The 20,886-nt window shown below is 67.7% G+C and carries 18 protein-coding genes; 12 read left to right on the forward strand and 6 right to left on the reverse strand.

The window, feature by feature from the left end; genetic code table 11:
• The first annotated feature begins 11 nt into the window (after positions 1-11).
• The 7 genes from AC5P7U_RS06150 (at position 12) to AC5P7U_RS06180 (ending at position 7,620) form a co-directional block, all read left to right on the forward strand.
• Positions 12-542, forward strand: coding sequence for a TRAP transporter small permease (locus AC5P7U_RS06150; RefSeq protein ID WP_053508038.1), 531 nt, complete (start codon positions 12-14; stop codon positions 540-542).
• A gap of 3 nt (positions 543-545) precedes the next feature.
• Complete coding sequence (locus AC5P7U_RS06155) at positions 546-1,829, forward strand: TRAP transporter large permease (protein WP_053508035.1); 1,284 nt, start codon at positions 546-548, stop codon at positions 1,827-1,829.
• A 65-nt stretch (positions 1,830-1,894) separates the two neighbouring features.
• Positions 1,895-3,439 (forward strand): family 43 glycosylhydrolase, encoded by a 1,545-nt coding sequence (locus tag AC5P7U_RS06160; protein WP_193391334.1) that lies wholly within the window; start codon positions 1,895-1,897, stop codon positions 3,437-3,439.
• A gap of 39 nt (positions 3,440-3,478) precedes the next feature.
• Positions 3,479-4,537 (forward strand): LacI family DNA-binding transcriptional regulator, encoded by a 1,059-nt coding sequence (locus AC5P7U_RS06165; RefSeq protein WP_004153364.1) that lies wholly within the window; start codon positions 3,479-3,481, stop codon positions 4,535-4,537.
• Positions 4,538-4,732: 195 nt separating this feature from the next.
• Complete coding sequence (gene kduI, locus AC5P7U_RS06170) at positions 4,733-5,581, forward strand: 5-dehydro-4-deoxy-D-glucuronate isomerase (protein ID WP_049456665.1); 849 nt, start codon at positions 4,733-4,735, stop codon at positions 5,579-5,581.
• 81 nt (positions 5,582-5,662) lie between these two features.
• A complete protein-coding gene (gene kduD, locus AC5P7U_RS06175) occupies positions 5,663-6,418 on the forward strand; it encodes a 2-dehydro-3-deoxy-D-gluconate 5-dehydrogenase KduD (RefSeq protein WP_049456664.1) in 756 nt (251 codons plus the stop codon).
• Positions 6,419-6,519: 101 nt separating this feature from the next.
• Positions 6,520-7,620 carry a GDSL-type esterase/lipase family protein gene (locus tag AC5P7U_RS06180; RefSeq protein ID WP_414554843.1) on the forward strand — a complete coding sequence of 367 codons (1,101 nt, stop codon included), beginning with the start codon at positions 6,520-6,522 and terminating at the stop codon, positions 7,618-7,620.
• A gap of 53 nt (positions 7,621-7,673) precedes the next feature.
• On the opposite strand, the gene AC5P7U_RS06185 is transcribed toward AC5P7U_RS06180, so the two are convergent.
• Positions 7,674-8,324: a DMP19 family protein gene (locus AC5P7U_RS06185; protein ID WP_197564472.1), complete on the reverse strand. Its 651-nt coding sequence runs from the start codon at positions 8,322-8,324 to the stop codon at positions 7,674-7,676.
• 30 nt (positions 8,325-8,354) lie between these two features.
• Positions 8,355-9,248, reverse strand: coding sequence for a phenylalanine 4-monooxygenase (phhA, locus tag AC5P7U_RS06190; protein ID WP_308309557.1), 894 nt, complete (start codon positions 9,246-9,248; stop codon positions 8,355-8,357).
• 126 nt (positions 9,249-9,374) lie between these two features.
• On the opposite strand from phhA, the gene AC5P7U_RS06195 reads away from it, so the two are divergent.
• Both AC5P7U_RS06195 and AC5P7U_RS06200 read left to right on the forward strand, forming a co-directional pair.
• Entirely contained in the window at positions 9,375-9,857 is a 483-nt protein-coding gene (locus AC5P7U_RS06195) for an Lrp/AsnC family transcriptional regulator (RefSeq protein ID WP_004153377.1), read from the forward strand.
• Positions 9,858-9,942: 85 nt separating this feature from the next.
• Entirely contained in the window at positions 9,943-11,949 is a 2,007-nt protein-coding gene (locus tag AC5P7U_RS06200; RefSeq protein WP_312560672.1) for a hypothetical protein, read from the forward strand.
• 35 nt (positions 11,950-11,984) lie between these two features.
• Here AC5P7U_RS06200 and AC5P7U_RS06205 read toward each other — a convergent pair whose 3' ends face one another.
• Both AC5P7U_RS06205 and AC5P7U_RS06210 read right to left on the reverse strand, forming a co-directional pair.
• Positions 11,985-12,977, reverse strand: a complete 993-nt coding sequence (locus tag AC5P7U_RS06205; protein ID WP_197564469.1) for a patatin-like phospholipase family protein — start codon at positions 12,975-12,977, stop codon at positions 11,985-11,987.
• A gap of 177 nt (positions 12,978-13,154) precedes the next feature.
• Positions 13,155-14,168 (reverse strand): TIGR00266 family protein, encoded by a 1,014-nt coding sequence (locus AC5P7U_RS06210; protein WP_312560668.1) that lies wholly within the window; start codon positions 14,166-14,168, stop codon positions 13,155-13,157.
• A 159-nt stretch (positions 14,169-14,327) separates the two neighbouring features.
• Between AC5P7U_RS06210 and AC5P7U_RS06215 the strand changes: the two genes are divergently transcribed.
• Positions 14,328-16,598: a TonB-dependent receptor gene (locus AC5P7U_RS06215; RefSeq protein ID WP_197564467.1), complete on the forward strand. Its 2,271-nt coding sequence runs from the start codon at positions 14,328-14,330 to the stop codon at positions 16,596-16,598.
• Between the two features lie 112 nt (positions 16,599-16,710).
• Here AC5P7U_RS06215 and AC5P7U_RS06220 read toward each other — a convergent pair whose 3' ends face one another.
• Entirely contained in the window at positions 16,711-17,550 is an 840-nt protein-coding gene (locus tag AC5P7U_RS06220; RefSeq protein ID WP_004153390.1) for an acid phosphatase, read from the reverse strand.
• Positions 17,551-17,812: 262 nt separating this feature from the next.
• On the opposite strand from AC5P7U_RS06220, the gene AC5P7U_RS06225 reads away from it, so the two are divergent.
• The gene (locus AC5P7U_RS06225; protein WP_004153391.1) at positions 17,813-18,691 is read left to right on the forward strand and encodes a hypothetical protein; all 879 of its coding nucleotides are present in this window, start codon (positions 17,813-17,815) and stop codon (positions 18,689-18,691) included.
• A gap of 11 nt (positions 18,692-18,702) precedes the next feature.
• Complete coding sequence (locus AC5P7U_RS06230; protein ID WP_197564464.1) at positions 18,703-19,911, forward strand: DUF4785 domain-containing protein; 1,209 nt, start codon at positions 18,703-18,705, stop codon at positions 19,909-19,911.
• Positions 19,912-20,055: 144 nt separating this feature from the next.
• Here the strand turns inward: AC5P7U_RS06230 and AC5P7U_RS06235 are convergent, their stop codons facing one another.
• A complete protein-coding gene (locus AC5P7U_RS06235; protein ID WP_197564463.1) occupies positions 20,056-20,877 on the reverse strand; it encodes an ABC transporter ATP-binding protein in 822 nt (273 codons plus the stop codon).
• Between the last annotated feature and the right edge of the window lie 9 nt (positions 20,878-20,886).

Raw genomic sequence — 20,886 nt, forward strand, 5'->3', positions numbered from 1 at the left:
GGACATCTGCCATGACCAAGACCCTGCCGGCCACCGCCGGGCCCGCACAGCGACTGCTGGACCGCATCGCCGACATCGCCATCTACTGTGCCGTCGCTGCCCTTCTGGGGCTGGTGGTGGTACAGGGCTGGCAGGTGTTCGCGCGCTACGTCATCAACGATTCGCCCAGCTGGACCGAGCCGGTCACCCTGCTGCTGCTGGCCACGGCGATGAGCCTGGGCGCCGCCTGCGGCGTGCATACCAACCGTCACTTCGGCTTCTTCCTGCTGCACGCTCACATGGGCCCTGGCGTGCGCCGCGCGGTGGATGTGCTGGTGCAGGTGGTGGTGGCCGTGCTGGGTGGGTTCATCGCCTTCTGGTCGGCCGACCTGCTGCTGGACGGGCTGGACATCAAGACCGCCGGCGCCAACCTGCCGCAGAGCATCAACTACCTGCCGCTGGCCGTGGGTGGTGCGCTGATGGTGCTGTTCGCGCTGAACCGTGCGTGGAAAGCGCTGCAGGCCCGCGACGCCGGCAGCGACGACGCTGAAGGAGATCGTTGATCCATGGGCATCACCATCCTGTTCTCCGTATTCGCCGTGCTGCTTCTGCTGGGCGTGCCGGTGGCCTACGCGCTGGCCGCCGCGGCGCTGGCCACCCTGCTCTACCTGGACATTCCCAGCATCGTGCTGGTGCAACAGATCTCGGCCGGCACCGGCTCCGCCTCGCTCATCGCCATTCCACTGTTCATCTTTGCAGGCGAGATCATGATGCGCGGCGGCATCTCCGAGCGGCTGATCGCGCTGGCCTCGTCACTGGTCGGACGCCTGCGCGGTGGCCTGGGCCAGGTCTCGATCCTGTCCTCGCTGTTCTTCGGTGGCGTGTCCGGCTCAGCCATCGCCGATGTGTCGGCGGTCGGTGGCACGATGATTCCGCAGATGGTCAAGCGCGGCTATGACCGCGATTTCGCCGTCAATGTCAGCATCACCGCTGCGCTGGTGGCGCTGCTGGTACCGCCATCGCACAACCTGATCCTGTTCTCGGCGGCGGCGGGAGGGGGCCTGTCCATCGCCGATCTGTTCGCTGCGGGTATCGTACCGGCGCTGCTGATGACGCTGGCATTGATGATCACCGGCTATGTGGTGGCACGACGTCGCGGCTACGGCGTGGAAGTGTTCCCCGGCTGGCGCGCCGTGGCGCTGCGCATTGTCTCCGCCCTGCCCGGCCTGGGCCTGGTCGCGCTGATCTTCGTCGGCATCCGTGCCGGCATCTTCACCGCCGTGGAGAGCGCGGCCATCGCCGTGGTCTATGCCTTGCTGGTCACCACCGTGCTGTACCGGCAGCTGCGCTGGCGCGAGTTCTTCGACACCGTCATCCATGCTGCGCGCAGTACCGGCGTGATCCTGTTCGTGATCGCCACCGCCGCCGTTTTCGGCTGGCTGCTGGCCTACCTGCAGGTACCGGCTGCGGCCGTGGATTTCCTGCAGTCGTTCGCGCACAGCCAGTTCATGGTGCTGCTGATGATCGTGGTGATGCTGCTGTTGCTGGGCACCTTCATGGACCTGGCGCCGATGATCCTGATCTGCACGCCGATCTTCCTGCCGGTGGCCAGGGCCTACGGCATCGATCCGATCCACTTTGGGCTGGTGCTGGTGCTGACGGGCGGTCTGGGCCTGGTGACACCGCCGGTGGGATCGGTGCTGTTCATCGGGACCTCCATCGGCAAGATCAGCGTGGGCCAGAGCATGCGCACCATCTGGCCGTTCTGGTTCGCCGCGCTGGGCGTGCTGCTGGTGGTCACCTTCTTCCCCGCCCTGTCACTGTGGTTGCCAGCCGCGCTGCGCGGCTGAGACCGGAGGAGGCCGCCATGCACGCGCTGCGTATCGTCACTGCCGCCACCCTGCTCGCTCTGCTGATGCCGGCGTTGCCGGTGGCGGCCACCGATGCCGCGCCGGTGCCGACGCCGTGGGCGCGGGGGCTGGAACACCAGCGCCAGGCCGACCGGGGCGATGGCACCTTCCTGAACCCGGTACTGGCCGGTGACCGCCCTGATCCGTCGGTGCTCAAGGACGGCGACGACTACTACCTCACGCTGTCTTCGTTCGATGCCTATCCCGGCCTGCCGATCTGGCATTCGCGCGACCTGGTGAACTGGCAGCCGCTTGGCCATGCCATCACCCGCAACGTCGGCGCGATCTGGGCGCCGGACATCGTCAAGCACAAGGGGCGCTACTTCATCTACTTCCCGGCCCGTACCGCTGGCCGGCGCAGCAACTTCGTGGTCTGGGCCGATGACATCAAGGGCCCGTGGAGCGCGCCGATCGATATCGGCCTGGGGGGCTACATCGATCCCGGTCATGCGGTGGGCGAGGACGGCAAGCGCTATCTGTTCCTGAGCGGCGGCGACTATGTGCAGCTGGCCGACGATGGCCTGAGCGTGGTCGGCACGCCGACGCATGTCTATGACGGCTGGCGCTACCCGGAAAGCTGGGACGTGGAGGCCTACGCGCAGGAGGGCCCGAAGATCCACTTCCGCGATGGCTGGTACTACATGACCACCGCGGTGGGCGGTACTGCCGGCCCACCGACCGGGCACATGGTGATCACCGCGCGCTCGCGTTCGATCCACGGTCCCTGGGTGAATGCCCCCAACAATCCGATCACGCGCACGCGGTCGGCGGCCGAACCCTGGTGGTCTCGGGGCCACGCGACGGTGATCGAAGGCACCGATGGACGCTGGTGGATGATGTACCACGGTTACGAGAACGGCTTCTGGACGCTGGGGCGGCAGGCCCTGCTGGAGCCGATCGAGTGGACCGGCGATGGCTGGTTCCGGGCCACCGGCGGCGATCTCGGCCAGCCGCTGCGCAAGCCGGCCGGACAGGCACTGGCCCCGCATGGCATGGCGCTGTCGGACGATTTCCGAGGCAGCACGCTCGGCCCGCAGTGGGCGTTCTTCAACCCGGCACCGGATGAGTACCGGCGGTTGGGTTTCAGCGGCAACGGTCTGGTCCTGCAGGGCAAGGGCAACAGCCCGCGCGACGCCTCGCCACTGACCACCATCGCCGGCGACCCGGCCTACCAGTTCGACGTGGAGATGGAGATCGCCCCCGGCGCCGTGGGCGGCGCGCTGCTGTTCTACAGCGACCGCCTGTATGCGGGAGTGGGCAGCAATGGCGAGTCGTTCATCATGCATCGCTACGGCGAGGAGCGCCCTGCCCGACTGGCGGCCGGTGCGCGTGGCGGCCGGCTGTGGCTGCGGGTCACCAACAACCGCCACATCGTCACCTTCCACTCCAGTACCGACGGGCACACTTGGCAGAAGTATCCGGTTCAGATGGAAGTGTCCGGTTACCATCACAATGTAGCGGGCAGGTTCCTGGCGCTGAAGCCGGCGCTGTATGCGGCTGGCGACGGTACGGTAACCTTCCGCAACTTCCGCTACCGCGCGCTGGATTGAGCGCGGAGCCGGAATCCCCAGACTTATCGGGTTCAAAACATGTCAGTGCGCAACAAGAACGATGCCGCTACGCCGGCATTGGCGAAGGGCAAGGCAGCCACCATCAACGACATCGCGCGACTGTCGGGTGTATCCAAGAAAACGGTTTCAAGAATCATCAACAACTCACCGCTGGTGCGCAAGGACACGCGCGACAAGGTGGAAGCGTTGATGCGTGAAGTGGGCTACATGCCCGATCCGCTGGCCCGTGGACTGGCCTTCCGCCGCTCCTTCCTGATCGGCATGGTCTACGACAACCCCACCGCACAGTACATCGTGGACATGCAGTACGGTGCGCTGGACGCACTGCGCGGATCCAGCTTCGAGCTGGTGGTGCACCCCTGTGACAGCCGAAGCCCCGGTTACATCGAGGGCGTGCGCCGCTTCGTGCAGCAACAGAAGCTGCACGGCGTGATCCTGGTGCCGCGCGCCTCGGAAGACCAGGCGCTGGCGGACATGCTCGATGAGATCGGCTGCCGCTTCACCCGCGTCGCTGCACTGCCGCTGGATGAAAGCTCACAGATGGTGGTCACCCATGACCGTGACGGTGCAGCCGAAGCCGCCGACTATCTGCTTTCGCTCGGCCACCGTGACATTGCCCTGGTGACCGGTCCCAGCGCCTACCGTTCCGCCCATGAACGTACCGCCGGCTTCATCGACGCGTTGTCACAGCGCGGTATCGAGCTGCCGAAGGACCGCATCATCGAGGCGGGCTACACCTTCGAATCCGGCGTGGCCGCTGCCGAGAAACTGCTGCTGGGCAAGCGCCGCCCGACCGCCATCTTCACCGGCAACGACGAAATGGCCGCCGGCATCTACAAGGTGGCGCTGCGCGCCGGCATCAACATTCCGCGTCAGCTGTCCATCGTCGGCTATGACGACAGCCCGCTGGCCTCCCGCCTGTGGCCTTCGCTGACCTCGGTACGCAGGCATACCCGCGACACCGGGCGTACCGCTGCGGCGATGCTGATCCAGCCCGAAGGCCAGGCATCGTTGCCCATTGCCAGCGTGCGGCCGCACCTGATCGTGCGCGATTCCTGCCAGCCGCCAGAGGACTGAGGCCGAAGGCCTCAATCCGGAAAGTCACCACCGTTGGTGGTGACACTTCACCTTCCCACCCCATCTACATCGCCCCGCCCGGCCAGCCCCCGCTATCGTGCGACGCAAAATGACACCGGTTTCCTGTCTGGCTAGAATCGACCGTGAACCGTGCCGGGGCCGAACCGTCGGCCCGCCCCCCGCTCTGGAGAAGCCATGTACTGCAAGACCCACTACGCCACCCATCCCGATGCCATCAACGGTGCCAGCAACGACCAGCTGCGCGACCTGTACCTGCTCGATGGCCTGTTCAATGCCGGTGCGGTGACCCTCAAGTACACCCACTACGAGCGCTTCGTGATCGGTGGTGCCGCACCGGTGGACGCACCGCTGGCCCTGCCGACCCAGACCGAACCGGCGTCGGCGGCGGGCCATCCGTTCCTGGAACGCCGGGAACTGGGCGTGATCAACGTCGGCAGTGGCACCGGTACCATCACCGTCGACGGCACGGTCTACACGCTGGGTCCGAAGGACGGCCTGTACGTGGCCATGGGCAGCAAGGATGTCGTGTTCGCCTCGCAGGACGCCGCCAACCCGGCGCAGTTCTACCTGGCTTCGACCCCCGCCCACGCTCGCTTCGAAACCAGGCAGCTGTCGATCAAGGATGCGGTGGCGCTGGATCGCGGCGCGCTGGAAACCAGCAACGAGCGCACCATCTACCAGTACATCGTGCCGGCCACCTGCCAGTCCTCGCAGCTGCTGCTGGGCCTGACCGTGCTCAAGCCGGGCAGCGTCTGGAACACCATGCCGCCGCACCTGCACGACCGCCGCAGCGAGGTCTACTTCTACTTCGACCTCGGTGACAGCGACCGCGTCTACCACTTCATGGGTGAGCCGGCCGCGCAGCGTCACATCGTGATCCAGAACAACGAAGCGGTGGTGTCACCGCCGTGGTCGATCCACATGGGCGCCGGCACCAGCAACTACGCCTTCATCTGGGCGATGGGTGGCGAGAACCTCGATTACACCGACATGCACGTGCTGGACATCTGCCAGCTCAAGTAAGCCCTGCCCGGCCGCCACGCACCGCGTGCCGGCGGCCGTTGCCGCTGATCCCGCTCGCCTCTATCAAGGAATGCATACGCAATGGCTAATCCCTTCAGCCTGGAAGGCAAGGTCGCTCTGGTAACCGGTGGTAATACCGGCCTGGGCCAGGGCATCGCCGTGGCATTGGCCGCCGCTGGCGCCGACGTCGCCGTGGCCGGCATCGCCCCGCCCACCGAAACCATCGAAAAGATCACCGCGCTGGGACGCCGCTGCCTGGCCATCGAGGCCAACCTGATCAGCATCGAGCCGGTGGCGCGCGTGGTGCGCGAAACCATCGAGGGCCTGGGCGGGCTGGACATCCTGGTCAACAACGCCGGCCTGATTCGCCGTGCCGATGCGGTGGACTTCAGCGAGCAGGACTGGGATGACGTGATGAACGTCAACATCAAGTCTGCGTTCTTCATCTCGCAGGCTGCCGGCCGCCATTTCATCGAACAGGGCCACGGCAAGATCATCAACATTGCTTCGATGCTGTCGTTCCAGGGCGGTATCCGCGTGCCGTCGTACACCGCCAGCAAGAGCGGTATCGCCGGCATCACCCGCCTGCTGGCCAACGAGTGGGCAGGCAAGGGCGTGAACATCAATGCCATTGCGCCGGGCTACATGGCCACCGACAACACCGCCCAGCTGCGCGCCGACCAGGACCGCAACAAGGCCATCCTCGACCGCATCCCGGCCGGCCGCTGGGGCACCCCGGACGACCTGGCCGGTGCGGCCGTGTTCCTGGCGTCGTCGGCGTCGGATTACATCAACGGTGCGGTGCTGCCGGTGGATGGTGGTTGGCTGGCGCGCTGACGCGCGGTCTTGGGTAGTGCCGGCCGCTGGCCGGCATCGAGGCGGTGCTTTCATCGTTAATGAGGTTGCCGGCCAGCGGCCGGCACTACCGGGGCTCCGCCATGCGCAACCTGCTGCTGCTGTTGCTGCTCTCGTGCACCACCGCGCAGGCGGCGCCGGTGCGGCTGTTCATCGCCGGTGACTCCACCGCCGCCGAGTATGGGCCGGAGCGTGCGCCGCAGGCGGGCTGGGGCCAGGCGCTGCAGAGCTACCTGGACCCGGCGCGCTTCGAAGTGCACAACCACGCCAAGGGCGGGCGCAGCACACGCAGCTTCATCGACGAAGGGCGCCTGGAGGCGATCGCCAGCGAGCTGCGCCGCGGCGACGTGCTGCTGATCCAGTTCGGCCACAACGATGCGAAGTTCGAAGACCGCACGCGTTACACCGACCCGGACACCGACTATCCGCGCCTGCTGATGCGCTATGTGCAGGTGGCGCGTGACAAGGGCGCCACGCCGGTGCTGGTCACGCCGGTGGCGCGGCTGCTGCACGACTTCGGATCGCTGCTGGATACGCACGCGCGTTACACGCTGGCGATGCAGCAGCTGGCTGCGCGCGAACACGTCGCGCTGATCGAGCTCAATGACCGCAGCACGCGCTGGATACGTGCGTTGGGCGAACAGGGCGCGCGCCCGTACTTCCTGTTCGTGCCTGCGCAGAACAAAGCCGACGGCACCCACTTCAGCGTGGCCGGTGCCAATGCAGTGGCCTGCCTGGTGCTGCGCGAGGCGGTGCCACTGCTGCCCGCATTGCAACCGGCGCTGGTGCGTGACATCGACTGCGATGTGATGGGCGCAGGGCAGGGCGCCGATGCGCAGCGACCCTCGCAGGTGATGCATGAAGACACGGTTGCACGCATGCAGCCAGGCCCGCATGGCGGCGCCGGTCCGACCACCGCGTACCCGTTCTTCGCCGACGCCGCGGACCTGCCGTTCGTGCTGCGCAAGCGCGTGCTGCACAAGGGCGCCGGCATCGGCCTGCACCCGCAGCACAAGGATGAGATCTATTACATCGTGAGCGGGCAGGGCAGCTACGTGCTGGATGGAAAGCAGCACGACGTGCGGGCGGGCCACGCGCTGCTGACGCGCACCGGCAGCACGCACGCGCTGCAGCAGGTGGGTGAGGAGGATCTGGTGGTGCTGCTGGCGTACCCGCGTGATTGAACGCAGCCGAGCATGGGCTCGGCTCTACAGATCAACGCGATCCGCGCTTGGCTCTACAACGGCTCCGGCCCGAAGTGCTTCAGCCCCAGCCGCGCCAGGTCTTCCGGCCGCTCGAAATAGGCTTCGTCAAAGGCATGCAGGGCGGCCTGCTCCTGCTCGGTCATCGCGCCATACAGGTCGTGCAGCTGTGTGATTGCCGGGTCGTCTTCCAGCCGGTCCAGCAACCCGCGCATGCCGGCCAGGATCGCGTGGGTCTGCACCGCGCCCATCGCCTGCAACGCACGCAGCGCCAGCTGGCAGGTAGGGTCACCCCAGTTGCACAGGAACTGCATGAAGCCGCCGTTGTTGATGTCCGCTTCCATGCGCCACAGCGCCACCAGCTGCTGGTCTTCATCGGACAACGCATCCAGCGCCCATGCAGCCGCCTTCAAGCGCGCCAGCGCCGCCTCGTAGTGGTCGTCCCACACCTGGTTGGGAACATCGACCACGCCATCCTCGCGCGGCGGCAGCAGTGCGGGCCAGTTCACGCCCAGGCCATCGGCGGTGGCGACCCAGTGCGCGCGCTGTTCGGTCGTGGCTTCGAACAGCGCGGGCGCCCAGCGCAGTGGCTGGCGGGTGCGGCGGCCATCGGCGAGGGTCAGCAGGATGAAGTCGTCGTCGAAGGCGACGTCGGTGACGCGGAAGGCAGCAAACACATCAGTCATGTCCCGCAGACTACCTGCGCGACCGCGTGTTTACACGTCGCCGCCGTCGGCCCAGCCTTCACCGGTACCGGCCTGGAACACGCGGTCATCGCGCTGCACATCACCGGCCGGCAGGTGCGCCTGGTCGGCCAGTGCGGCATAGATCGGCGTGAAGTCCGGCGACGTCGCCTGCATCAGCTGTTCGAAGCTGTCGATGACGAAGTAGGTCTTCTGGAAGGTATCGATGCGGTATTTGGTGCGCATGATCCGCTGCAGGTCGAAGCCGATGCGGTTGGGCGCGGCCGATTCCAGCGAGTACAGCGATTCGCCCTTCGACGACACGATGCCGGCACCGTAGATGCGCAGGCCCTGAGGCGTGTCGATCAGGCCGAATTCCACCGTGTACCAGTACAGGCGGGTCAGGTTCTGCAGCGCATCCGGGCCGATCGCGTGGGCTTTGACGCCACCGCGGCCGTAGGCCTCCATGTAGTCGGCGAACACCGGGTTCATCAGCAGCGGCACGTGGCCGAACAGATCGTGGAACAGGTCCGGCTCGGCGATGTAGTCGATCTGGTCCGGGCGACGGATCCACCACGTCACCGGGAAACGGCGGTTGGCCAGGTGGTCGAAGAAATCCAGTTCCGGCAGCAGGCCTTCGACGCCGACCAGGGTCCAGCCGGTGGCGGCGCCGAGCACTTCGTTGAGCTGGTCGAAGCGCGGAATCATGTGCGCGCTCATGCCCATCTCGTCCTGCGCATCGAGGAACTCCTGGCAGGCGCGGCCGACCAGCAGCTCGCGCTGGCGCTGGTACAGCGTGCTCCAGGTGGCGTGGTCATCGGCGCTGTAGGTGTCCCACGGCTGCTCGACGAGCGCGGTGGTGTACACCGGCACGTAGCCCTTGTCGGTCTGCTGGTGTTCGACGCGGCGGGGCTGGGCGAGATCCATGGGACGCTCCTTGATGGGCATACCCACGATGCTAGGGCAGGCAGCGCGCAACAGGGTTGCAAAAGTTGCGCCGATTGGCCTTGTTGGCGCAATATCATTGCGTACTCACCATGTTGCGGGGCAACAATGGCCGGAGAAGTCCAGTTCGATCGCACGGATATACGTCTGCTGGCCGAAATCCAGCGGGATGGACGCGCCACCAACGCCGAGCTGGCGACGCGGGTGAACCTGTCGCCCTCGGCCTGCCTGCGTCGCCTGCAGCGGCTGGAAAGCGAAGGCGTGATCGTCGGTTATGGCGCGCGGCTGGAGCCGCGGCAGCTGCGCCTGGGCCTGCAGGCCTTCGTACGGGTGCAGCTGGAGAAGCACGACCAGGCCGCCATCGGCCACTTCGTGGACAGCGTGCAGGGCTGGGATGAGGTGGTGGCCTGCCATGCGCTGACCGGCGACATGGACTACCTGCTGCACGTCTATGTGCGCGACCTGGAGCACTTCTCGCACTTCCTGCTGGACCGCCTGCTCAACGCCGGTGGCGTGGCCGACGCCAATTCCAGCTTCGTGCTGCGCACAGTGAAGGGCTTCCAGGCGTTGCCGCTGTCGCAGCTGGAATGAGCGCCGCCGCGATTTGACGCGGCCGGGCGGGTAGCCGAGCATCACCGCCCTGCGCACGGCGCAGCGTTCCTTTCCGGCTCCAGGCATGTCCCGACTCCAGCACCCGGTGCTCAACACCACCTTCCTGCCGCTGCAGCGCAAGTCGCTGGCGCGCTACATCGCCCATGGCACCCCACCGCAGACCGCGCTCGAACAGGCCGGGTTGATGGCCGCGCAGCTGTGCCGCGCGCGCCTGCATGCGCCGGCCGAGATCGAGCGCCTGCTGCATGACGCCTGCGTGCTGTTTGCCAGCAGCGAGGACGCGGGCAAGCAGCTGGCGGGTGCCGGCGGTGGTGCACAGCCGGAACTGGACGCCTGGCTGTCCGCGCTGGCCGCCCATGGCGTGCTGCTGGCACCGGCGGAGATCCTGCAGGACTTCATCGGGCAATCCCCGCAGGCCTACCCGGGACTGGCCTTGCAGCTGGCCTGCCAGGAGACCCTGGTCGAACAGGAGATCCACTTTCCCGCCGCCTTCGGCAGCGAGGATGAAGACGGCGCGCAGGACCCCGGCGAGGCGATGGCGACGGACGCGCGGGCGTTTGAACACCATGGCCTGTACACCTCCGAACAGGCCCGTGTGCTGCGTGCCATCGCGGCCAATCCGGATGAACTGATCGACCTCGATGGCTACGCCGGCACCGGCAAGGGCCACCTGGTGCTGGCGCTGATGGACGCGCGGCCGGGCCGCTACACCTATATCGCGCCCTCGCGAGGGCAGGTGGACGCGTTCCGAGCCCGCGTGCCGGCCAGCACCGCCAGGCGGCTGATGACCCAGATCGAGTTCGCCAACCATCTCGCGCAGCATGCCGCGCGCAGTGGAAAGACCCGGGGCTTCGTCGCCACCTACCGGATCAGCACGCTGTCACCGCGCGTCATCGCCGACCGGATCGGCCTGCAGCCCATCGGCAGCAGAACACCGGAACAGGTGCTGCGCACCGCACTCGATGCAATCACCCAGTGGTGCGCATCGTCTGCGGCGAGCCTGCAACCGTGGCACTTCAAGCGCACCGTGCACTGGGCCATGATCAACGCCGATCCCTACATCGCGGCGGCCGAGCAGGTGTGGCGCTGCATGTTCGATGCCGGTGTCCAGCGCGGAGGCTGCCTCAGCCTGACCGCGGCGCATATCGGCAAGTGGCTGTGGTTGCAGGGCGTCGCACCGCCGCTGGAACTGGGCATGCTGCTGATCGACGAGGCACACGATCTCAGTCCCGCCTGGCGGCAGCTGTTGGCCGCGCATGCGCCGGGCGTGGTCAGCCTGGGCGATCCGCACCAGCGCCTGAGCGGAAACGTGCATCGCTGGCAGGCGGCCAAGCGGGTGGAGATGCACCAGTCGGTGCGGCAGGGCCGGCAGGTGGATGAACTGGTCAACCAGACGCTGGCGATGGACTACCTGGGGCGCGATGCGGAACCGTTTGCCGGTGCCACCGATCGCGCCACCGGGCTGCTGCAGTACGCCGACTGGTCACAGGTGCCCGATGCAGGCATCCGCATCTACGGCGACGTGGTACGGCTGATGGAGGATGCGGTGCGCCTGCATGCGCGGGGCGCGCGGCTGCATATCCACCCGGCCACGCTGCGGCCGCTGCACAGCGCCCTGCGCGAGCCGATCGAAGCATGGAACGTGGTGCGCCAAGGCGGTTCGCTGCGGCCTTGGGAACGGGTGGTCGAGCAGTTCGTGGCACGTGGCGAAGGACGGCTGGCAGACCTGTTTACCCGCAGCGATGGCGGGCAACGGATCATGCAGACATTGCAGGCGCTGGTTCCCGTCGAGGACAGCCAGATCGTGCTGTGCCTGGCCGAACATGCCAAGAACCTGCAGTTCGATGTCGTCTCGATGTCCGACTGCTGCTTCAAGGCGGTCGCCGGCAAGCGTTCGCGGCACAGCCCGGTGCGCGCGGCCTATGTGGCGATGACCCGGGCCAGCCGGCAACTGTGGCTGCCCGGCGATGCGGTGGCGCAGCTGCAGCAGAGCGCGGCCGAGCACGAACGGTCCAGGGAGCAGATGCGGCAGGAGCGCCAGCACGCCGCAGGCCATCGCCACGCGCGCTGAGCGGCGCACCGCTCAGTGGCGGTGCGCCGGGGTGTTCAGCACTTGTCCTTGCGGCCCATCAGCTTGCCCAAGCGCGAGGCTTCCTCGCACTTCGGCGCGGCAACCGGTGCCGGTGCCGCGGCGGCGGCACGGGCCTTCTGCAACTGCTGGATCTTGGCGCGGATCTGCGGCATCGCCGCCATCGCGGCCTTCTCGCCCTCCAGGATCGCGGTGCCGCGCTGGCTGAAATCGGCAGCGCCGATGTCCAGTACCTTCGGCCGGATCACGATGTCGGCGCGCGCCAGTTCCTGCTCGCCCAGGCGCTGGCCCATGATCGAGATCGACTGGTTGACGATGCCGAGCATGCCGGTGGGCGCCTTGCCACTGGCCTTGCTGGAGATGTCCACGGCGATCACGAAGTCTGCGCCGAGCTGGCGCGCGGCATCCACCGGCACCGGGCTGACCACGCCGCCATCGATGTAGTTGTGGCCACCGATCTTCACCGGCTCGAACACGCCGGGGATGCTGCTTGACGCGCGCACGGCCTGGCCGACGTTGCCGCGCACGAAGATCGCGCGCTCGCCGGTTTCCAGCTGCGTGGCGACCGCGGCGAACGGCTTCTTCAGGCGTTCGGCCGGGCGGTTGGCCACCTGTTCGTTGACGTAGTCCTGCAGCTTCTGGCCCTGCACCAGGCCACCGGAGAACAGGCGCACGTCGCGGATGCTGGCTTCATCCAGTGCCACCGCCTTGCTCTGCATCTGGAACGCGTCCATGCCGCTGGCATACAGGGCGCCGACCACGCTGCCGGCGCTGGTGCCGGACACCACCACCGGTTCGAAGCCGTTGGCTTCCAGCATCTTGATCACGCCGATGTGGGCGAAGCCCTTGGCCGCGCCGCCACCCAGCGCGATGCCGATCTTCACCGGCTTGGCCTGCGGCACCACGGTCGGTGCCGGCGGCGGCGCGGGACGGACCGGATCGCCGCCGCAGCCGGCCAGCAGGCCGATCAGGGCGACGGACAGCAGCATGCGGGGGCGGAACAGGCTCATCGGCAGTGCGCTCGCGGCGCTGGATTCTGGAAAGGGCGCCAGCATACCGAAGCGCTGGCGGGGCGGGCAGGGTGGGGAGCCTCGCCCATTCAGGAAAGGGGTGCGGTAGGTGCCTACCAAGGTCGGCACACGCAGATTCCAGTGCCGACCAAGGTCGGCACCTACCGGGCGAGCGGGTCAGAACCGGTTGTCGCCGTCCAGCATCCGGCCCAGTCCGCCGAGCACCGAGCCCTCACCACGGCTCTGGCCACCGCCCTGCGGCGCCGCCATCCACATGCGTCCGGCCAGGCGCGAGAACGGCAGCGATTGCAGCCAGACCTTGCCCGGGCCGGTCAACGTGGCCAGGAACACGCCCTCGCCACCGAACAGCATGCTCTTGACGCCGGTGACACGGCGCACATCCATGTCCACGGTCGGGTGGTAGGCCACCACGCAGCCGGTATCCACGTCCAGGCGCTCGCCAGCCGCCAGCTCGCGCTCGATCACGCAGCCGCCAGCGTGGATGAACACCCAGCCGTCGCCCTCCAGCTTCTGCATGATGAAGCCCTCGCCGCCGAACAGCCCGGTCATGATCCTGCGCTGGAACTGCACGCCGATCTGCACGCCGCGCGCGCCGGCCAGGAAGCTGTCCTTCTGGCAGATCAGGCGGCCGCCATGCTGGTCCAGCTTCATTGCCAGCACGGTGCCGGGGTAGGGCGCGGCGAAGGCGACCTTGCCCTTGCCATGGCCGCTCTGGGTGTAGACGGTGGCGAACAGGCTCTCGCCGGTCAGCACGCGCTTGCCGGCGGCCATCACCTTGCCCATGAAACCGCCCTGGTCGCCATTGGCAGCGCCGAACACCGTATCCATCTGCACCGTGGCGTCCTTGAACATCAGCGCGCCGGCCTCGGCGATGGCGCTTTCGCCGGGGTCGAGCTCGATCTCCACGAACTGCATTTCATGCCCGACGATGCGGAAGTCGATGTCGTCGGCGCGGCCGCTGGAGACAGCGGGGACCGGCGGCGGGGTCGTGGGCATGCCCGGTGCCGGCACCTGCAGCTCGGCCACGTCGGGGATGGGAGTCCATCCGCTCATGCCCTGGCACCAGGCCAGCGCGCGCGGGTTGGCCTGCGCGTAGCGCCGCGCGGCCGGGTCATCGAGCGGGCCGACACGGTCGGCCTGGGCGGAGGCATGGAAGTACCACTGGGTCATCGCGACGGCTCGGCGGGGCTGGAAAACCCCGAGTCTAGCGAGCGCGCCGGGGCGCGGGCGACGGCGCCATGAACGGCAGGCATTTGCGAGGCAGGTGCTGTATTGCAACAATTATCTGGTAGCGCCGTTTTACCACCCCTCCAAACACAGCCTACCGCCATGTCCCCGACCCGCACCTCCCGTGGCCGATTTCCGGTCGCGCGCCCCCTCGTTGCCGCTCTTTCCGCCCTGCTGCCGCTGGTAGCAGCCGCCCAGGAAACCCCCGCTGCCAAGGATCCGGTTGCCCTCGATGCCCTGCAGGTGACCGCGCAGCGCCGCGTCGAGAACGCCAAGGACGTACCGGTTGCACTGAGCGCGATCCAGGGCGAGAAGCTGGATGTGCTCGGCTCGGCCGGCGATGACATCCGCTTCCTGGCCGCGCGCGTGCCCAGCCTCAACATCGAGTCGTCCTACGGCCGTGCCTTCCCGCGCTTCTACATCCGGGGCCTGGGCAACACCGATTTCGACCTCAATGCCTCGCAGCCGGTGTCGCTGGTGTATGACGACGTGGTGCAGGAAAGCCCGCTGCTGAAGGGCTTCCCGCTGTTCGACCTGGCCAACGTGGAAGTGCTGCGCGGCCCGCAGGGCACGCTGTTCGGCCGCAACACCCCGGCCGGCGTGGTCAAGTTCGATTCGGCGCGTCCGTCGCAGGATGCCGATGGCTACATCCGCGTCGGCTACGGCAGCTACAACAGCTGGAACGTGCAGGGCGCCTATGGCGGCCCGCTGACCGACCGCTGGTCGGCGCGCGTGTCGGCGATCTACCAGCGCCGCGACGATTGGGTCGACAACACCCGCGCCGGCGCGCCCAACAGCGGCTTCGAAGGCTACGACGAAGCGGCCGGCCGCGTGCAGTTCCTGTACGAAGGCGATGACTTCGAAGCGCTGTTCAACCTGCACAAGCGCAAGCTCAACGGCACCGCGCGCCTGTTCCGCGCCAACATCATCCAGAAGGGCGGCAATTCGCTGGTCGAGAACTTCGACCGCGACAAGGTGGCCAACGACGGCGTCAACTTCTCCGACCTGGAAACCTGGGGTGGCAGCGCGCGCCTGCAGTGGAACCTCGGCTCGGTGACCCTGCACTCGATCACCGGTTACGAGACCGCCGAATCGCTCAACCGTGGCGACATCGACGGCGGCTACGGTGCAGCTTTCCTGGGTGCCGGCAACTACGGCCCGGGCCTGATTCCGTTCTCGTCCGAGTCGGCCGACGGCCTGCCGCACCACCGCCAGTGGACGCAGGAAGTCCGCATCGAGTCCAACGAGTGGGGCCGCTTCGACTGGCAGGCCGGCGTCTTCTACTTCGATGAAGACGTGACCATCAACAACTTCAACTACGACTCGCTGACCCCGGGCAATCCGCAGACCGGCCACGTGGTGCAGAACCAGCGCAACAAGGCCTGGGCGGTGTTCGCCTCGGGTGACTTCGATGTCACCGACCGCTTCAAGCTGCGTGCCGGCGTGCGCTACACCCAGGACAAGAAGGACTTCAGCGCCAGCGTGCTGCAGGCCGTTCCGTTCGGCACCCCGGTCAGTGGCCCGTACCTGGCCAACACCGACGTCAACGACGTCAGCTGGGATGTCAGCGGCGTGTACAAGCTGACCGACGACATCAATGCCTACGCCCGCGTGGCCAAGGGCTTCCGCGCTCCGTCGATCCAGGGCCGCCTGGCCTTCGCCCCGGGCCTGTCGCAGGCCGATTCGGAGAAGGTGATCTCGTATGAAGCCGGCATCAAGGCCGACCTGTTCGAGCGTCGCGCGCGCCTGGGCCTGAGCGTGTTCCGCTACAACGTCGATGGCCAGCAGCTGATCGCGGTGGGCGGCAGCAACAACACCGCCACCCTGCTCAACGCCAACAAGACCATCGGCCAGGGCGTGGAGCTGGACCTGGAGGCCTACCTGGCCGACAACGTCCTGCTGACCTTCGGCAGCAGCTACAACGACACCGAGATCAAGGACAAGAACCTGGCGGTGGCGATCTGTGGCGGTGGCTGCACCATCACCGATCCGACCACGGTGATCAACGGCCAGACCTACGCCCTGGTCAACGGCAATCCGCTGCCGCAGGCGCCGAAGTGGATCCACAACGCGACCCTGCGCGTGGGCTTCCCGCTCAGCGATGGCAGCGAGCTGTATGCCTACACCGACTGGGCCTACCGCAGCGCGGTGAACTTCTTCATCTACGAGTCGCCGGAATTCCGCGGCCGTAGTTCGCTGGAAGGCGGCCTGCGCCTGGGCTACAACTGGGACTACGGCCAGTACGACGTGGCCGTGTTCGGCCGCAACCTGACCAACCAGACCCGCGTGGTCGGTGCGATCGACTTCAACAACCTGACCGGCTTCCTCAACGAGCCGCGTACCTGGGGCGTGGAGTTCACCGCGAAGTTCTGATGCGGTTGCTGCCATAGTGCAATGAAGAAGGGCCGGCGCAATGCCGGCCCTTCTGTTTCACACCTACCGGTAGTGCCGGCCGCTGGCCGGCAACGGTTGATCCGGCGCGCGCTTACAGCGCGCTCTGCGGGCGCACCTTCAGCACCGCATTCTCGGTGGCGCAGTCACGGCTGGAGTGCAGGCCGGCCTTGCGCGCGGCAGCGATTTCCCTGCGTGCGGCCAGCAGGTCCTTGTTGAACGCGGCGTTGTCGTGCAGGCGTGCAACGGCAGCGGCGCCCATGAAGCGCCCTTCCAGGATGTCGCTCTGCCAGTGCACGTTGCACACCAGGCGGCTCTCGCCGTAGTTGCGGCCACGGGCCTGGATGGCATCGGCGCGATCCGGCGCAATCTCCGACAGGATCAGCGCCCAGGCCCAGCCGATCGAGGTGTGGCCCGACGGGTAGGAGCCGTTCTTGCGCAGGCCGTCCTCGTCCTTCGGCGAGCAGGTCGGCTCACCGTTGACCATGAACGGGCGCGGGCGCTGGTAATGGTTCTTGGCGGCCTTGGTGGCGGCGCTGGCGTCGATCCGGCTGCGTTCCAGCAGGCGATACAGGGCAGGGGTCTTCACCGCATCGACGTCGATGTCGGCGGCACAGGAGAAGTGGTTGGCGCCTTCGGGGAAGCTGAGTTCGGCATCGATGCCGGCTTGGGCGAAGCGCGGGCTGCCACGCAGCGCGCGGGCTTCACGGCTGACCTGTTCGTCGAGGGCGAGGGCAGCCGAACCGGCCGCTGGCGGCGCCGGCACCAGGTCGAGGCTGGCCGGTACCGCGCTCTTGTCCAGGTAACCCACCGCCTTGGTGGTGATGTTGGCTTCGACGGCGGTCGGCTTGGCGGCGGTGGCGGCGCAACCGGCCAGGGCCACAGCGACGGCAAGGCCGAGCAGCGGGCGGGCAGGGTGGGAAATCAGCGACATGGACAGGCTCCGGGGAGAAAACATCGCGCCATGATCGCAGCCCCCATACGACACCGCAGTGGCCATCGGTCATACCGCCAGACCCGGCACGGTCATTGCCGCGATATGAAAAGCGTCATCGATTGACCTCAGTCTTCTGAATCCGGGCGCAGCGCACGGACTTTCACGCGCCTGCGCCGTGAGCATCGGCACAACGGCAGGCACCGGGGGCCGTCCAGTCACAGCCGGGTCGGGGGGATCCGCTGACAGAGGGAGAGAAGCGATGCGCAGCACCGCAACAGGAAGTACCGTCCTGGCCCTGGTCCTCGGGCTGGCAACAGCGCCGGCGCAGGCCGCCGACGTGGTCGGCGTGGCCTTCGTGCACGGCACCGGCGCGCAGACCAATGCCACCCAGGACTACTGGCAGCCGGCCATCATCGACACCGTGCGCCAGGGTCTGCCGAACAGCAGCAACTACGTCGTCATCAACTGCGATTTCACCCAGTACATGTGGAAGCCGGAAGCCGCTGGCTGCCTGGCCAACCAGCTGACCAGCTTCATCGACAGCCGTGGCATCACCCAGCTGGTGGTGATCACCCACTCCAACGGCGGCAACGTGATGCGCTGGATCCTGTCCAACCCGACCTACGACAGCCGTTACCCGAAGATCATCCGCACGGTACGCAAGGTCAACGCGCTGGCACCGTCTTCGGCGGGCACGCCACTGGCCGATGCGGTGCTCAACGGCAACACCTTCGAAACCTCGCTGGGCTGGCTGCTGGGCTACAAGAACGACGCGGTGCGCCAGCAGCAGGTGGCGAGCATGGCCACCTACAACGCGCAGAACCTGTACGGCACTGCCGGCCGCCCTGCATTGCCCAAACCCTTCCGCGCGGTGGTCGGCAGTGATGTCGAATCGGCGGTGTGGGACAGCAACAGCTACTGCGGCGGCTACGCCGCCAATGTCGGTCTGGAGTTCACCCAGAACTGGCTGTCGTCCTGCTCCGATGGTTTCCTGGAGTGCAGCAGCCAGAAGGCCGCCGGCACCACCTGGTTCACAGACAAGGCGCGCACCCAGGGGGCAGAGCCGCTCAGCCACAACCAGAGCCGGCGCGAGTGCTTCGGCCTCGGCACCATCCTGCGCAACGACCTGACCCAGTGAGGGAGACGACCATGACGATCCATTCCACGCTGCTGGCCAGCGCGATGCTGGCGGTGCTGTCCCTTTCCCTGTCCGCGGCGCGGGCCGCACAGCCGCTGCAAGCCACCCGCGCAGGCGATCAGGTGCCTGCGGCACTGGTGGCCGCGCCGCTGCCTGCTGATGAAAGCGAACACGCGCCGTTGTCGTTTGCCTGGGCGCTGGACCCGGCACAACCGCTGCAGGCCGCCACGCCGTATGCGTCGGTCAGCCGCAGCTACTGGCAGCCGGTCGATGGCGCGCAGCTGCAGCGCGGCCTGCACCTGCCGCTGACGGCGCCTGATGCAGTGATCCAGCTGAGCCCGGCCGAAGGTGCCCGCGCGCTGCCGGCCAGCACCCTGCAGGTACGCGACCCCGCCGGCCGCAGCAGCGTGGCCCGCAGTGTCGATGCACGCGCACTGCAGGATGCCGGCATGCCAGTGCGTGACGGCAGCAGCATGCTGCGTACCGGCGCGACCAGCGCGGTCGGTGCGTACACGCTGCAGAGTGCACAGGCGCAGGGCCGCTACGTGGTGCAGGTGCTGGAACCGAACAGCCCGCTGCGGTTGGAGGTGCAGGCCAGCCAGGCGCAGGTGCTGGCCGGTGGCAATGTGCAGCTGCAGGCACGCCTGCTGGAAGACGGCGCCACCGCCGCGCAGCTGGCATCACGTCGTGGCGGCTTGGGCGGCGAAGCCCTGCTGGTCGCACCGGATGGCCGCAGCTGGCCGCAGCGCCTGCTGCGCACCACCGATGGCAGTCTGCGCGCGCAGGTGCGGATCCCGGCCGATGTCGGTACTGCGCAGGGGCTGTGGGAGCTGCAGGTGTTCGCCCAGGCCGATGGCGTGTTGCGCGATGGCAAGGTGGCCTTCGCGGTGGCGCGGCCGACCGCGCGCTTCAGTGGCCAGGCCGCACCGGACCCGGCCAGCCGCCAGGTGGCGTTGCCGTTGCAGGTGGCCGCCGCCGGCCGCTACGAGGCGCGGGGCACGCTGTACGCCAGCGGCCGCGATGGCCAGCTGAAGCCGGTCGCGCAGGCGCACGCGGCGGCGTGGTTCGACGGCCCGGGTGCGGGGCAGCTGGTACTGCCGTTCGACCAGGCCGCATTGCCCGCGGGCTTCGGTGCGCCGTATGAGCTGCGTGACCTGCAGCTGCAGGACCAGAGCCGGATGGCCCCGATCGAATCGCGCGCGCTGGCGTTGCGGTTCTGAGCAAGAAGGGCAGCGGGCCGGAAGATTCGGCCCGCTGCTCCGCCTTCTGTAGAGCCGAGCCATGCTCGGCTGCTTCTGCTCGCGGCGAACGGCAGTCGAGCATGGCTCGACGCTACAGCCGGCTACGGAAAGCGATTCGTCTTTCTATCCAGCGTAAGCGGTCAACCGGCCTTCCTGTTCGCATACGGTGATCGCGCCGCCGAACACCGCCGACAGCGGTTCGTTGCGCAGCAGCTCGGCACGGCTGCCATCGGCCAGAACGCGGCCGTCGCGCAGCAGCACCACCCGCTCGATCTCGGGAATGATCTCTTCGATGTGGTGGGTTACCAGCACCAGGGTGATGCCCTGCTGCGCCAGCACCCGCATGGTTGCCACCAGCTGCTCGCGGGCGACCAGGTCCAGTCCGGTGGACGGCTCGTCCAGCAGCAGCGCCTGCGGCCGGTTGACCAGTGCGCGCGCGATCAGCACGCGGCGGGTCTCGCCGGCCGACAGCTCGGCGTATACGCGCTCGCGCAGCGACAACGCACCGGTCATCGCCAGCGTCTCGCCGACGCGTGTACGCATGTCGGCGGTCACTTCGCGGAAGGCCGGCACCACGTAGCTGGCGAAGAAGCCGGACAGCACCGCCTGTTCCACGGTCAGACCGGGCATGTCGGCCAGGTTGCTGCTGAGGTCACCGGTGACGATGCCCAGCTGCGAGCGCAGCCGGTCCACCTGCCAGCGGTTCTGGCCCAGCACCTTCACGGCCACCGAGCCGTCACCCTGGGCCAGCGGGTACAGCTCGCGGGTGATCAGCTTGATGAAGGTCGACTTGCCGCAGCCGTTCGGGCCGAGCAGGGCGGTGTGCTGGCCCTGCGCGATGCGCAGGCTGAGCCCATGCAGCACCTTCACCTGGCCGCGCACCACGGTGGCGCGGTCCAGTTCGATCAACGGGGGCAGTGCCGCAGCGGACGCGGCGGCGGTCATGGCGCTGGC

It is taken from the genome of Stenotrophomonas sp. YJH_SMC_57 (assembly GCF_059369755.1).